The organism is Embleya scabrispora, assembly GCF_002024165.1.
In the GTDB taxonomy this organism is placed as follows: domain Bacteria; phylum Actinomycetota; class Actinomycetes; order Streptomycetales; family Streptomycetaceae; genus Embleya; species Embleya scabrispora_A.
Window position 1 is genome coordinate 2,300,058 of the sequence record NZ_MWQN01000001.1, and the last position, 14,261, is coordinate 2,314,318.

General features: G+C 73.4%; 12 protein-coding genes and 1 pseudogene. 4 read left to right on the forward strand and 9 right to left on the reverse strand.

All coding sequences use genetic code 11. The features are described 5' to 3' along the window. Positions 1-3: 3 nt before the first annotated feature. Positions 4-1,875: a TerD family protein gene (locus tag B4N89_RS09960; protein WP_078975530.1), complete on the reverse strand. Its 1,872-nt coding sequence runs from the start codon at positions 1,873-1,875 to the stop codon at positions 4-6. A 431-nt stretch (positions 1,876-2,306) separates the two neighbouring features. Then, positions 2,307-2,819: pseudogene (locus B4N89_RS09965) on the reverse strand (M48 family metallopeptidase); the annotation flags it as partial. 321 nt (positions 2,820-3,140) lie between these two features. Between B4N89_RS09965 and B4N89_RS09970 the strand changes: the two are divergent. Beyond that, entirely contained in the window at positions 3,141-4,247 is a 1,107-nt protein-coding gene (locus tag B4N89_RS09970; protein ID WP_078975531.1) for a hypothetical protein, read from the forward strand. Then, positions 4,244-5,689: an ABC1 kinase family protein gene (locus B4N89_RS09975; RefSeq protein WP_078979245.1), complete on the forward strand. Its 1,446-nt coding sequence runs from the start codon at positions 4,244-4,246 to the stop codon at positions 5,687-5,689. Before B4N89_RS09970 ends, B4N89_RS09975 begins: the two co-directional genes overlap by 4 nt. 103 nt (positions 5,690-5,792) lie before the next feature. On the opposite strand, the gene B4N89_RS09980 is transcribed toward B4N89_RS09975, so the two are convergent. The 4 genes from B4N89_RS09980 to B4N89_RS09995 all read right to left on the reverse strand — a co-directional run bounded on the left by B4N89_RS09980 (position 5,793) and on the right by B4N89_RS09995 (position 9,365). Next, complete coding sequence (locus tag B4N89_RS09980) at positions 5,793-6,014, reverse strand: hypothetical protein (protein ID WP_078975532.1); 222 nt, start codon at positions 6,012-6,014, stop codon at positions 5,793-5,795. 59 nt (positions 6,015-6,073) lie between these two features. Then, positions 6,074-6,349, reverse strand: coding sequence for a WhiB family transcriptional regulator (locus B4N89_RS09985; protein WP_101897040.1), 276 nt, complete (start codon positions 6,347-6,349; stop codon positions 6,074-6,076). 201 nt (positions 6,350-6,550) lie between these two features. Beyond that, the gene (locus B4N89_RS09990; RefSeq protein WP_143657916.1) at positions 6,551-6,982 is read right to left on the reverse strand and encodes a hypothetical protein; all 432 of its coding nucleotides are present in this window, start codon (positions 6,980-6,982) and stop codon (positions 6,551-6,553) included. 166 nt (positions 6,983-7,148) lie between these two features. Then, positions 7,149-9,365, reverse strand: a complete 2,217-nt coding sequence (locus B4N89_RS09995; RefSeq protein ID WP_078979246.1) for an ATP-dependent DNA helicase UvrD2 — start codon at positions 9,363-9,365, stop codon at positions 7,149-7,151. 161 nt (positions 9,366-9,526) lie between these two features. Here B4N89_RS09995 and B4N89_RS10000 point away from each other — a divergent pair, with 161 nt between their 5' ends. After that, positions 9,527-9,796, forward strand: coding sequence for a mycoredoxin (locus tag B4N89_RS10000; protein WP_078979247.1), 270 nt, complete (start codon positions 9,527-9,529; stop codon positions 9,794-9,796). 32 nt (positions 9,797-9,828) lie between these two features. On the opposite strand, the gene nudC is transcribed toward B4N89_RS10000, so the two are convergent. Next, entirely contained in the window at positions 9,829-10,749 is a 921-nt protein-coding gene (gene nudC, locus B4N89_RS10005; protein ID WP_078975535.1) for an NAD(+) diphosphatase, read from the reverse strand. Beyond that, on the reverse strand, positions 10,746-12,164 hold the full coding sequence (locus B4N89_RS10010; RefSeq protein ID WP_078979248.1) for a dipeptidase: 1,419 nt from the start codon (positions 12,162-12,164) through the stop codon (positions 10,746-10,748). The genes nudC and B4N89_RS10010 overlap by 4 nt, the downstream gene beginning before the upstream one ends. Before the next feature lie 97 nt (positions 12,165-12,261). Between B4N89_RS10010 and B4N89_RS10015 the strand changes: the two genes are divergently transcribed. Next, positions 12,262-13,110 carry an endonuclease/exonuclease/phosphatase family protein gene (locus tag B4N89_RS10015; protein WP_101897041.1) on the forward strand — a complete coding sequence of 283 codons (849 nt, stop codon included), beginning with the start codon at positions 12,262-12,264 and terminating at the stop codon, positions 13,108-13,110. An 11-nt stretch (positions 13,111-13,121) separates the two neighbouring features. Here the strand turns inward: B4N89_RS10015 and B4N89_RS10020 are convergent, their stop codons facing one another. Next, complete coding sequence (locus B4N89_RS10020; RefSeq protein ID WP_101897042.1) at positions 13,122-14,210, reverse strand: PP2C family protein-serine/threonine phosphatase; 1,089 nt, start codon at positions 14,208-14,210, stop codon at positions 13,122-13,124. Positions 14,211-14,261: the final 51 nt, after the last annotated feature.

Here is a 14,261-nt window from a genome sequence, read left to right on the forward strand (position 1 = left end):
CCCTCACACCTCGTAGGGCTGGACGACGATGAAGTTGTTGGCCTGCGGCGGGCAGCGGAACTGCAGGTTGACCGTCTCGCCGCTGTGCCCGGGGAACGCGGTACGGCGCAGTCGCATCTGGGTCGTGGTGGAGACCTGCATGTCGGTGGCGGTCCAGGCCACGATGGCGTTGCTGTCCGCGAAGGTCGGCCCCTGGACCGGCAGCACCAGCGGGATGCCCCTGGTCTTGACCACCACGGTGCCCTGACCGCTGAAGGTCTGCGCGAACAGCGCGCCGCCGGGGATGCCCACACCCTCGACGCGCGCCGGCTCCAGGGTCAGCCCCTCGTCGAACGCGAGCACGTTGGCCACGTTGACGAACAGCTTGTTGCCCTGGAGTTCGACCAGGTGCAGGTGCGCGGCGTCCTCGGCGAGGAACACCTCGCCGCTGCCCTCGCAGCGCATCAGTTCGAGCGACTGGCCGGTCTGCCGGTTGTCGAACCGGCTGCGCAGGCTCTGCCCCTGGAACTTGAACTTCACGTCGCCCTGGTAGGCCACCATGACGCCCTGGCGCGCGATCACCTTGCCGCCGGAGACGTCGACGCGGACCATCTTGGGGTTCTGCTGGCTCCAGCGACCGCCGGCGGGCACCTCGCGGTACTGCTCGATGCCGTACTGGAAGGCGGGTTCGGGCGTCGCGAGACCGACGCCCTGCATGCCCGGACCGGGGGGCATGCCCGGACCGGGCGGCGGTCCGGGCGGGCCGCCGGGGACCGGCATCTGGAGCGTGGGCTGCATCTGGCCGGGCTGCCCCTGGCCGGGCTGCCCCTGGCCGGGGTAGCCACCGGGTCCGGGCGGGCCGGGCGGCGGGTAGCCCCCGGGGCCGGGCGGCGGCGGGTAGCCGCCGGGCTGACCCGTGCCGGGCGGCGCGGGCGGCGCCATGTGCCCCTGGTGCGGCGTCTGGTTCGGGTGCGGGTAGCCGCCGGGGCCGGGCGGGGGCGGGTAGCCTCCCGGCGCGCCGTGCGGCGGCGTGCCCGGGCCCTGCTGGTACTGCGGCGGGCCGGGGGGCGGCGGGTAGCCGCCGGGGGCGCCGTGCGGCGGGGTGCCGCCGTATTGGGGCGGACCGTCGTGCCCGGGCGGACCGGGCGGCGGACCGCCGTGCGGCATCGCGCCGACCGGCTGGGGCGCGCCGGGCGGCGGCCCGAAGTTCGGCGTGGGCGCGGGCGGGGGCGGCGGCGGACTCCCACCGGGCGGACCGAAGGACGGCGGCGACTGGTGCTGCTGCGGCGGCACGCCGGCACCGGGCGGGGCGAATCCGGGCGCCCCGCCGGGCGGCACCTGCGCGGGCGCGGACGCCTGCTCCGGCTCGTCCTCGGCGACCTCGCCGCCGAAGTTCTCCAGGAGCGCGCGCAATCCGCCGTCGAAGCCCTGGCCGACGGCGGAGAACCGCCAGACGTCCTTCTTGTAGATGTCGGCGATCATCACCGCGCGCTCGGTGCTGAACTCGCGCCCGGTGAACGAGTAGCGCGCGACCTCCTGGCCGCCCGCCACGATCCGCAGATAGCCGGACCCGACCTGGGACATCACCCCGTCGCCGTCGATCGTCGCGGTGAACGCGAGCTTGTTGACGTGCGGCGGGACCCGATCGAGGGTCACCCGGAAGGACTCGGTGTCGCCGGCCTGCGCGCCGAGGAGTTGGATCGACTCCTCGGGCGACTTGGGCTGGTTGAAGAAGACGAAGTACCGATCGTCGGACAGCCGCTCGCCCGCGTCCAACCCGAAGCACGCGATGTCGAACGTCAGCCCGGGGCCGTCCAACTGCACCCCGACATACAGATCGGTCCCCGCGGTCAGGTCGGACAGCTTCGACTTCTGTCCCTTCCTGAACTCGACCACTGTGTGGCTCCCTTCCCCGCTTTTCCGCCGCCGGCGGTGCGGGCGCCCACCACCTGGGTCCCCGCCGCGCTCGGCACGCTACAACATCGGCTGCGCCCCGGTCGGGGTACGGCTGCGCGCCGGGCGGGCCGCTCGGGCTCCCCGGCGGGCGTGTTTTCGCGACCGCTCCGTCCGCGTACGCGCCTCACGCTATACGCCCGAATCCGGCGCCGCGACGACTGTGCCGAGCCGGATCCCGGTCAGCCGCGAGGCTTGCGGGCCGCCCGATCGCGCGTTGTCCCCGCCCGGGTACCGTCCGCAGCGGCGGTGCCCTTGCGGGCGCCGCGTGTATCGGCCGAGGGGGCGCGCCCCCGGGTCGGCGCCGGCGGTTCGGCCCCGGTGCGCGGCGGCTCGGCGCCGGCCGGATCGGTGTCGGCCTCGTCGCTCATCGCGAGCCCGCTCGCGGCCGCGACGCCCTCCAGATATCCCCGCGCGCGTTCGGTGCGCGGATATGGGGCGAGCAGGGTCCAAAAACGCGGTCCGTGTCCGGGCACCAGCAAATGCGCCAACTCGTGCAGCAATACATAGTCGACGACATACGTCGGCATGCCGCGCAGGCGGGTGGAGAGGCGGATGGTGCCGTCGACCGGTGTGCACGAACCCCAGCGGGTGTTCTGGTTGGCCACCCAGCGCACGCTCGCGGGCTCGGCCCGGCCGTCGAGATAGCGGGCGGACAACTCCCGGGCGCGGACGGCCAGGTCCTCGTCGCTGGGCCGTCGGCGGCGCTCCTGGGCGGCCAGGCGCTCCAGCATCACGCCGACCCAGCGTTTCTCCTCGGTCTGCGTCATGCGGCCGGGGAGCAGGACCACCGTTCGGTCCCCGTCCCGGTACGCCGATACGGTTCGTTTCCGTCGGGCGCTGCGACGCACCTCGACGGCACCCTGGTACGGGGCTCCGGACAGCATGTCGTGTCCGGCCCCGGGATCCGCGACCACAACCAGGACGTTAACCGACGGCACCGACAGGGCGCGCCCGCTTCGGGCCGGCCAAGGATATTGCGCATCTCTTTCCGCAGGCATATTCGCGGCTATGAGCACTATTCGCGCGATAGCTCCCATTCCATTGTTCTGTGCCCAATATTTCCAAATAGCATATTCATACTCGGGCTGTGGACAACGAAATACCCGACCCGGTCGCCGCCGGGCAGGCTGGGGCCGGTCGAGCCCGGTGGATCGGGCCTCGGTCGTCGCCGCCCGTCCGCGCGTACCGTCCCTCGGAGGCCGCCCATGCGCCCGCTGCTCAAGCCCGCCCTGCGCCGGTTGTGGCGCGATCGACAGACCCTGCAACTGGGCCTGGACCCGGCTCGGGCGGTGCTGCTGGGCGGGCTCGATCCGGTCACCACCCGCTTCGTGGAACACCTGGACGGCACCCGGGACCTGGCCCGGACCTACGAACTCGCCGACCGCGTCGGCCTGCCCCGCGCCCGGGCCGCGGCGGTGCTCGACCTGCTCGCCCGGGAGGACGTGCTCGAGGACGCGTCCGGGCGGCCCACCCCGGTGCCCGCGCTGCCGCACGAGCGGGCCCGGCTCGGCCCGGACCTGACCTCGCTGGCCCTGGTGCACGGCAGCGGCGGCGCGGGCCTGGCCGCGCTGGACCGGCGCTCGCGGGCGGTGGTGGCGGTGCACGGTGCCGGGCGGGTGGGCGCGGCGGTGGCCGGGCTGCTCGCCGCCGCCGGCGTCGGCCACGTGGTGCCCGCGGATCGCCGACCGGTGCGGGCGGGCGACGCGGGGCCGGTGGCCTACGGCTGGGACGCGGAGCGCCCGCGCCGGGAGACCACCGTGCGGGCCGCGCTGCGTCGGCTGGCCCCGGGGGTGCGCTGCGCGCTGCCCGCCGGTCGGGGCACCCCCGACGTCGCGGTGCTGGTCCCGGAGGGCCGTCCGGATCCGGCCCCCGGCGCCCGGCTGATCCGACAGCGCGTGCCGCACCTGTACGCCGACATCCGCGAGACCACGGGGGTGATCGGGCCGTTCGTCCTGGTCGGCCGCTCGGCCTGTGGTCGGTGTCTGGACCTGGCCCGCAGCGACCGGGACCCGGCCTGGCCGCGCCTGCTCGCCCAGCTCGCCGCCGCGCCCGGTCCGGGCGAGCCGCCGTGTGACGTGGTGCTGGCCACCGAGGTCGCCGCCCGGGCCGCCCTCCAGGTGCTCACCTTCGTCGACGGCGGGCTGCCCACCACCGTGGACGGGACGGTGGAGATCGAGCTGCCCGACGGGCTGACCCGGCGCCGGAGCTGGGCTCCGCACGCGCGGTGCGACTGCGGCGCCACCCGCCCGGCGCAAGTCGTGGACCCCATCACACGTGCCGCGCCGCCGAGTCGGTCACAATGGGTCGCGTGAGCGATCTTCCGCGCAGGGCCGTCACCCGCACCGCCAAGCTCGCGTCCCTCCCGCTGGGGGTGGCCGGTCGGGCGACACTGGGCCTGGGCAGGCGCATCGGCGGCAGACCGGCCGAGATCGTCGCGGCGGAGCTGCAGGCGCGCACCGCGCAACAACTCTTCAAGGTGCTCGGGGAGTTGAAGGGCGGCGCGATGAAACTCGGGCAGGCCCTGTCGGTGTTCGAGGCGGCGCTGCCCGAGGAGGTGGCCGGGCCCTACCGCTCGGCCCTGACCAAACTTCAGGACGCGGCGCCGCCGATGCCCGCGCGCACCGTGCACAAGGCGCTCGCGGACAACCTCGGCGACGACTGGCGCACGTTGTTCGAGGAGTTCTCCGAGACGCCCGCGGCCGCCGCCTCGATCGGCCAGGTGCACCGGGCGGTCTGGCACGACGGCCGCACGGTCGCGGTCAAGATCCAATATCCCGGGGCCGGCGACGCGCTGATCTCCGACCTCAACCAGCTCGGCCACGTGGCCCGCTTCGCCGGCGCGCTGATCCCCGGCATCGACGTCAAGCCGCTGATCGCCGAACTCAAGGCCCGGGTGGCCGAGGAGCTCGACTACCAGTTGGAGGCGGAGGCGCAGACCGCCCACGCCGTGGAGTTCGACGGCGACCCCGACATCTTCGTGCCGCACGTGGTGCACCAGACCGAACGGGTGCTGATCACCGAATGGATGGACGGCACACCGCTGTCCAAGGTGATCGACAAGGGCACCCGGGAGGAGCGCGACCGGGCGGGGCACATGCTCACCCGATTCCTGTTCTCCGGTCCGGCCCGCACCGGCATGCTGCACGCCGACTCGCACCCGGGCAACTTCCGGCTGCTGGCCGACGGGCGCTTGGGCGTGCTGGACTTCGGCACGGTCAACCGGCTGCCCGAGGGGCTGCCCGAGCCGATCGGCCGGGCGTTCCGCCTCGCGCTCGACGGCGACGCGGACGGCGTCATGCAGGTGTTGCGCACCGAGGGCTTCGTCAAGCCGTCGATCAAGCTGGACGCCGGCGAGGTGCTGGACTACCTGCTGCCGTTCCTGGAACCGGCCGAGGTCGAGGAGTTCACCTTCACCCGGGCGTGGATGCGCGAACAGGGCGCGCGGATCGGCGACCCCCGCAATCCCGCCTCCGCGCTGGCCCGCCAGCTCAACCTGCCGCCGAGCTATCTGCTGATCCACCGGGTCACGCTGAGCACCATCGGCGTGCTGTGTCAGCTGGGCGCCACCGCCCCCTTCCGCGAGGAACTGGCCACCTGGCTGCCGGGCTTCGAAGACGACTACGAGGCCGAGGAGTTCGACTTCTCCCTCGAGGCGATCGAGGAGCTGGAGGACATCGAAGAGATCGAGGACGACCCGGCCGACGCACCGGCCCCGAAGAACACGACGGGCGACGCGGACACCGCCGGACACTAGGCACCGTCCGCCCGGTCGGCCCCGGCGCCGATCCGCGCGAACGCCGAAGGGCGGGCACCCCGGCAAGGGGTGCCCGCCCTTCGGCGTTCGCGAACCGGCTCGACTACATGACCGCGATGGCCAGCGCCCGGCGCGCCCGCATGGAGGCGACCTCGGCCCGACGACGCATCCTGCGCGCCATCCGGACGTGGTACGCCCTGCGTTGGAGCTCCGCCTCGCGGAGCTCCTGATCCATCCGAGCCCTCGCCAGGGCTTCGTTGATCAGATGCAACTCCCGGCTCCTGTCCATGGGAAGAACTGCGTTCGTGTCGTGAATGTGCTTCATGGGTTCCTGCGCGTACGCGCGATCTCTGGTCCTGGTGCGTCGGGGTCCCGCCGGCGGGGTCACGCGGCGACCTCCGTCTTGCGCGGACGGCCACGGGGACGCTTGCGGGCGACGACGACGCCCTGCACGAAGAGCTCGCCGCCCCACACGCCCCAGGGCTCGCGGCGCTCGAGCGCGCCCTGCAGGCACATCTCGCGCACCGGGCACTCGCGGCACAGGGCCTTCGCGTACTCGACGTCCTCCGGGGACTCCGCGAAGAAGACCTCGGGGTCGTAGGAACGGCAGGGGATCGTGGACTCGAGCTGCTCGACGTCCTCGAAACCGGTGAGGGTCATCAGGTCTACCTCCGATGTCGCTGTGGCTGTACTGCCGGGTGCGGGGGGTTTGCCGTGGGGCACGTGGTGCTCCTGTGATTCGTGGGACTCGCGTCCCCGGTGGTCGCTACTCGGTTTTGCTGACAGCCGACAAAAGACAAGGGCCGCGGATCCCGGTGTTCGGGATTCCGCGGCCCTGGAGGGTGCCGACCTGACGTCTCGTCAGGTCCTGTTCCTCCAGGACGGATACCCGTTGTTCCCGGCAAAGCCGGCCATGGTCATGCCATTGGCCCGCTGCGATTCCTGCTTCTGCGCCTGCTCGCAAGCCGCCGCGCTCGACGGTCGCTCGTCGCGACGCGCCTTCGCCGCCTGCTCGCCTTGCCACGGACCCTCGGCGCTGTCCGCCAGACCGACGAGCCCTGCGGCGCCCGCTGCTGCGGACACACCACTGCCGTTGCCGCGCAGTCGCGCGGAGGCGGTGATCAGGGCGTCGGTCCCGGCATAGGACGTCACCAAGGGGAGCCCGGCCAGGCCGGACGTGGACACGGAGAGATCGGCATGCGACAGCTTGGCGGAGCCCACCGACACCACGACCGGAGTGACGGCGAACGTCCGACGCTGGGCTTTCGAGTTCCTGGTAATCACGACGTTCACCTCCTTCCGAGAGGGTTTCGGGGCAACACCGCAGGGGTGCTTCCGGGTTTCATGGACGAGCACGGTCGAACGTTCCGACCGTGCTCGTGAGCGTAGATGCGGTTTGGAGCGGGGCGCAAACGATTTATTGCATGGCCCTCGTCACTCGAGGGAAACCCCTCGCGTCTCACCCTCCGTCGAGGGCATCCTCGATGGCCGGTTCGAGGTCCTGTTCGACCTCCGGAATGTGCCCGTAGTCGTCCGGATCCGGCTCGATCGCCAGGTCGTGACCGGCGCACAGCGCGAGTACGTCGTCACCGAATCGCTCCAGCTTGGTCCGGCTCACTCCCGGAATCGCGGCGAGTTGGCGCTCGTTGAGCGGACGGGTCTCGGCGATCGCGGTGAGCGTCGCGTCGGTGAAGACCACGAAGGCCGGCTGGCTGTGCTCGTCGGCCCGGCGCAGTCGCCACTCGCGCAGTTGCCCCAGCAGGAACTCGTCCACGTCCGACGGGCAGTCCAGGCAGCGGCCGATCTTGCGCTCGGCGGCGTCCTGGAGGGCTCGCGCGCACACCCGGCAGCGCACCGGGCCGACCTTGCGCCGGGGCCGGGGCAGGCCGCCCGGGCTCGCGCCGGGGCCGGGCGAGCGGTACGCGTCGGGCTGCGCCGAGCCGACGCCGCGCCCACCACCGGGGCCGCGCAGCCCGTCCAGGAACCGCGACGCCGTCCGCCCGCGCCCGCCCGGGGTGCGGGCCAGCGACCAGGACAGGGTCAACCGCTCGCGCGCCCGGGTCACCCCGACGTAGAGCAGCCGGCGCTCCTCCTCGATCTTGTCCGGGGTGTCGGCGTAGGAGATCGGCATCATGCCCTCGTTGAGGCCGACCAGGAACACCACGTCCCACTCCAGCCCCTTGGCCGCGTGCAGCGACGCGAGGGTGACGCCCTCCACCGTCGGCGCGTGCTGGGCGGCCGCCCGCTCGGCCAGCTCGACGGTGAAGTCGCGCAGCGTCGCCTCCGGCCGCTTGACCGCGAACTCGTCGGCCAGCCGCGCCAGCGCGGCCACGGACTCCCACGTCTCCCGGGCCTGACCGGATCCCGCGGGCGGCTCCGCGCTCCACCCGGTGCCGCCGAGCACCGCGCGCACCTCCGCGGCCAACGGCCCGGCCTCGGCGTCGGTGCCGCCGGAGATCGCGTGCGCGCGCAGGAAGCCCATCGCCTGCCGGATCTCGGCCCGTTCGAAGAACCGCTCGGCGCCCTTGAGCAGGTAGGCCACCGACTGGTCGGCGAGCGCCTGCTCGTAGGACTCGGACTGCGCGTTGGTGCGGAACAACACGGCGATCTCCGCGGGCCGCACTCCGTCGTCGATCAGCGCGCGGATGCGCTTCGCGGTGCTCTCCGCCTCGGCCTGCTCGTCGGCGTGCTCGACGAAGTCGGGCTCCGGGCCGGTGCCGCGCTGCGAGATCAGCTGCAGCCGGTGCTTGGCCGCCTCGCCGCCGGCGCGCGCGAGCAGCCGGTTGGCCAGGCCCACCACCTGCGGGGTCGAGCGGTAGTCGCGGACCAGTTCGACCAGCTTCGCGTCGGGATGGCGGCGACGGAAACCGAGCAGGTAGGCGGGTGTGGCGCCGGTGAACGAGTAGATGGTCTGACTCGCGTCGCCGACCACGCACAGGCTGCGGGCCCCGGTCGACCACAGGTCGAGCAGGCGCTGCTGGAGCGGGTTGACGTCCTGGTACTCGTCCACGGTGAAGTGCCGGTATTGCGCCTGCACCGCCTCGCGCACCTCGGGCCGCTCGTCGAGCAGCCCGATGGTGAGCAACAGCACATCCTCGAAGTCCATCCGGCCCTTGCCGGACTTGATCTTCTCGTAGGCCGCGTAGACGTGCGCGATCTCGGCGGCGGCGCGCGGCGGCTTGCGGCCCGCCGCGAGCACCGCGCCCGGGTAGTCGTCGGGCGCGGTCTGGGTGGCCTTGGCCCACTCGATCTCGCCGGTGATGTCGCGCAGCTCGGCCCGATCGGCGCGCAGGCGGCAGTGCGCCACCGCGTCGCGGACCAGCATGATCTTGGTCTCGACCAGCTGCGGCGGCGGCCCGGCGAACACTTTCGGCCAGAAGTAGGACAGCTGGCGCAGCGCCGCCGAGTGGAACGTACGCGCCTGTACGCCCGGGACGCCCAAATCGCGCAGCCGGCCGCGCAACTCCCCCGCGGCCCGCGCGGTGAAGGTGACCGCCAGGGTCTGTCCGGGCTGCATCGCGCCGGCGAGCACACCGTAGGCGATCCGGTGGGTGATCGCCCGCGTCTTGCCGGTGCCCGCGCCCGCGAGCACGCACACCGCGCCGTCGACGGCCTCGGCCACCCGCCGCTGCTCGGGATCGAGCGCGTCGAGGACGTCGTCGGGGGAAGCGATCATCGGCACATCCTCTCAGGCATCGCGCCGCACCGAGGCCGGTTGTGCACAGCGGCCCCGATGTGCACAGGCCGGGGAACCCGGTGGAATCAAACCGAGGGGGTGCACGTTTGGCTTGGGGACAGCCGTTCCCGGACCGGGCGAACACAAAGGAGCGCATGACGATGTCGGCCCCCGTGACGATGTACAGCACGACCTGGTGCGGCTACTGCCGCCGGCTGAAGAGCCAGATGGAGCGCGAGGGCATCGCCTACACCGAGGTGAACATCGAGCAGGACCCCGCGGCCGCCGACTTCGTGATGAGCGTCAACGGCGGCAACCAAACCGTCCCGACGCTGGTCATCCTGCCCGCCGACGGCGGCGCGCCGCTGTGGACCGCGACCAACCCGAGCCTGGCCCAGGTCAAGGCCGCCGTGTCCGAACTGGCCGCCTGAACGCACCCCCGAGTACGGTGTTCGGCCCGCGCTCACCAGTGGTTGCCCTCGTCCAGCGGCCCGCCGTACCACTGCTCGATCAGGTATCGGGCGATGGACAACGACCCGGGCGTCAACACCTCGCCCGTGTCCATCGCCTCCTTGAACTCGGCGCGGGTGAACCAGCGGGCCTCGGCGATCTCCTCGCCGTCCACGTGCACCCTGTCGTCCACCGCATAGGCGAGGAAGCCCAGCATCAGGCTGGAGGGGAACGGCCACGGCTGGCTCGCCACGTAGGTGGTGGCCGACGTCACCACGCCGACCTCCTCGTGCAGCTCGCGCGCCACCGCCTGCTCCAGCGACTCGCCGGGCTCGACGAAGCCCGCGAAGGTGGACCAGCGCCGTTCGGGCCACTGCGGCTGGCGGCCGAGCAGGCAGCGGTCGTCCCGGTCGAGCACGAGCATGATCACCGCCGGGTCGGTGCGCGGATAGTGCTCGGTGCCACAGGCCGGGCAGCGCCGCACGTGCCCGGCCGCGGCCGACTCGGTCGGCTGTCCGCAGCGGGCGCAGAATCGGTGCGTGCGATGCCAGTGGTGCAGCCCGGTGGCGTGCACGAGCAGCCCCGCGTCCCGGTCGTCGAGCAGCGTGCCCAACTCGCGCAGGCCGCCCTCGTGCCCGTCCTCGGCGGGCTCCGGCAACTTCTCGACGTCCACCGCGAAGTACGCCACCCCGGCCGCGTCGAGACCGAGCAACCGCCGCTCGCCCACCGGCGCGCTCGCCGCGTCGACCAGGACCAGGCGGGGTTCGCCCGCCTCGCCCGACCAGCGCGCCCGACCCTGCGCCAGGACCAGTACGCGCGTGTCGGGCCGCGCCCACGCCGCGTCCAGCCACGCCTGGTCCAGGCGGTGTTCGGACGCCCGGTCGAGCGCGGATCGGGCCAGTGCCTGCCCGGCGACGGGCTTGGGGCGGATCAACGGTCGTCCTTCCCCGGCGCGGCGCCGCGCCGGCTCGCGGCAAGCTCTTCCCAGAGGTAGGCGGCGGCCTCCGCGCCCTTGAGCAGCAGCGGCTTCTCCACCTTCTCGTCGATCGAGTGCCAGCCGTCGTCGGGCAGCGAGACGCCCAGGAAGACCACCGGCGCGCGCAGCACGTCCTGGAGGTCCGCCTCCGGGCCGGAGCCGCCCTCGCGGGTGTACAGGATCTCGGTGTCGAACGCGCGACCCATCGCCCGCACCACCGCTTGCAGCGCGGGATGGTCGAGCGGGGTCAGGCAGGGCCGGACCCCGGTGCCGAAGTCCAGTTCGCAGCGGATCCCGGCGGGCACCCGCTCGCTCACCCACGCGCGCACGACACGCTCGATCTCCTCCGGGTCCTGCCGGTCCACCAGCCGGAACGACACCTTCGCGTGCGCCGAGGTGGGCACGATGGTCTTGCGGCCGGGGCCGATGTAGCCGCCCCAGATGCCGTTGACCTCCGCCGTCGGGCGCGCCCACACCCGCTCCAGGGTGGTGTAGCCGGCCTCGCCGGCCGCCGCGCCGGACTTGGCGTTGCCCAACCACACGCTCTCGTCGAACGGCAGCTTGGCGAACGACTCCCGCTCGTACTCGGTGAGTTCGCCGACACCGGAGTGGAAGCCGGGAATGGCGACGTGTCCGCCCTCGTCGTGCAGCGCGGCGATCAGCCGGGCCAGCGCGGTCGCCGGGTTGGGCACCGCGCCGCCGAAGGAGCCGGAGTGGATGTCCGCGCTCGGACCGTGGAAGTCGATCTGCACCTCGGCGAGACCGCGCATCCCGGTGCAGGTGCTGGGGGTGTCCGCCGCCCACATCCCGGTGTCGGAGACCACCACGACATCGCACGCGAGCCGGTCGCGGCGCTCGCGCAGCAGCGCCGCCAGGTGCGGCGAGCCGGACTCCTCCTCGCCCTCGACGATCAGCTTGAGATTCACCGCGGGGGTGGTACGCCCGGTCGCCGCCAGGTGCGCCCGCACCCCGAGCAGGTGGAACAGGACCTGCCCCTTGTCGTCCGCGGCACCGCGCGCGTACAGCCGGTCGCCGATGTCGGTCGGCTCGAACGGCGGCGTGCTCCATCCGTCGGCGAGCGCCGCGGGCTGCACGTCGTGGTGCCCGTACACGAGCACCGTCGGCGCGTCGGGATCGGCGGAGGGCCACTCGGCGAACACGGCCGGCAGCCCGGGCGTCTCCCACACCTCGACGGTGGGGAAGCCGGCGTCGCGCAGCGCGCCGCCCAGCCACCACGCGCTGCGGGCGACGTCGGCCGCCGCCGCGGGGTCGCCGGAGATCGAGGGGATGGCCAGCCAGGCGCGCAGATCGGCGAGGAAGTCGTCGGCGTGGGCGCCTATGTATTCGACGACGCCGCGGTCGGTGATGCTCATGGATTCGACCATATGCCCGGCACCCGCGCGGGCGGCACGGGGTCGTCGCCGGACGGGAAAGCCCACGGCAGGGCGGCGGGCGGGTTACCGTCGGCCGATGACCACGTTGCGTGTCGCGACCTTCAATCTCCTGCACGGCATGGATCTCGCCGACGGCGAGTCGGACCCGGATCGGCTGCGCGCCGCGCTGGCCGATCTGGACGCCGACATCGTGGCCCTGCAGGAGGTGGACCGGCACCAGGAGCGCTCCGGCGGCGCCGATCAGGCGGCGATCGCGGCCGAGGCGCTCGGGATGTCCCAGTGGCGCTTTCTGGCCTCGGTGCACGGCGTCCCGGCGCCGGTGTCCGGATGGACCGAGGAGCCCTCGGTACCGGGCGAGCGCCGGGTCTACGCGGCGGACGAGCGGGGCGAGGGCGGGCCCGGATACGGCATCGCGCTGCTGTCCCGGCTGCCGGTCTCGCGCTGGCGGGTCCGGCGCTTCCCCGCCGCGCCGCTGAGCCTGCCGCTGCGGGTGCAGGGCCGGCCCGGCCTGACCCGGGTGCCGGACGAGCCCCGGGGCGTGCTCGCGGCGGTGGTCGAGGGCCCGCACGGGCCGTTCACGGTGCTCGCGGCGCATCTGTCCTTCGTCCCCGGCTGGAACATCTCCCAGCTCGCCCGGATCCGCCGCTCCACCGCCGACCTGCCCGGTCCACAACTGCTGCTCGGCGACTTCAACCTGCCCGGCCGGATCCCGCAGGCGGTGGTCGGCCGGCGCGGACGCGGCGCCGGCGCGGTGCGCTGGCGCTCGCTGGCCCGGGTGCCCACCTACCCCTCGTACCACCCGCGGGTCCAGTTCGACCACGTGCTCGGACACGGCATCGGCCCCGAGGCGGTGCGCCGCACCGAGGCGGTCCGCCTCGGCGTCTCCGACCACTGCGCCCTGGTGGTCGAGGTGAAGGTGGGCTGAGCGCGGCGGGGTCAGGCGCTGAGCCGGGCGCCGCGCAACTCGTCGTGGCGGGCCACCACCGGGGTGTACTCCAGGAGCACCATCGCCGCGTCGTCCTGGAGCGGTCGGCCCACGTGTCGCTGCACGTCGGCCTCCAGCCGGTCGAGGGTGTCCTCCACCCCGGGCAGCGAGTCCGGCGCCCGATCGGGCAGCGGATAGAACTCGCCGGCCGGGTTGCGCGCCTCGATGATGCCGTCGGTGTACAGCAGCAGCCGGTCCCGCGGCAGCAGCGGCACCCGCAACACCGGCAGGTCGAGCCGGCGCAGGTCCATGATGCCCAGCGGCGGGGTCGGGGTCGGCGGGTCCAGCGGCTCCGCGTGCGCCGCGCGCAGCAGCAGCGGCGCGGGGTGGCCGCAGTTGAGGATGTCCACGCACGCGGGCTCCGGCGGGAAACCGAGCAGGATCAGCGTGACGAACTCCTCGTCGTTCTCGCCGAGTCGCCGCTCCAGGCTGGCCGAGAGTCGGCGGGCCACGCCGGGCAGGTCCGGCTCCTCGTAGGCCGCCTCGCGGAACGCGCTGAGCACGGCGGCGGCGGTGCGCACCGCGCCGAGGCCCTTGCCCCGCACGTCGCCGATCGCCACGCGGATGCCGAACGGCGTGGGCACCACTTCGTACAGGTCACCGCCGATCCGCGCCTCGGCCGCCGCCGCGCGGTAGCGCACGCCGACGGTGAGCGGGCCCACCGTGCCGGGCACCTGGGGCAGCAGCACCTCCTGGGCCGCCTCGGCCACGCTGCGCACCTCCTCGATGGTGCGCTCCTGGCGCATGCGCACGTGGACGCCCAGCCACGCGGTGGTGGTCACCAGCGCGACCGAGAGCAGCGTGACGTACGGTTCGCCGCCGCCCCGGCCCTGGCCGAGCGCGGCCAGCGCCACCGAGACCACGGCCGCGACGCCGCCGGTGATCAGCGGGCCGCGCGGCGCCGTCTGGGTGAGCCCGGACAGCGCCGGCGCCACCGCGAGCAGCGGACCCACGTGCACGTTCTCCGGGGTCGCGGCGGCCAGCACGACCACCGCGAGGATCACCAGGAAGGGCAGCAGGCGCAGAATCAGGCCGATCACCGGCAGCAGTGGACGATCACCCGCAACGCCGACGAGCCGCAGCGCCCGTCT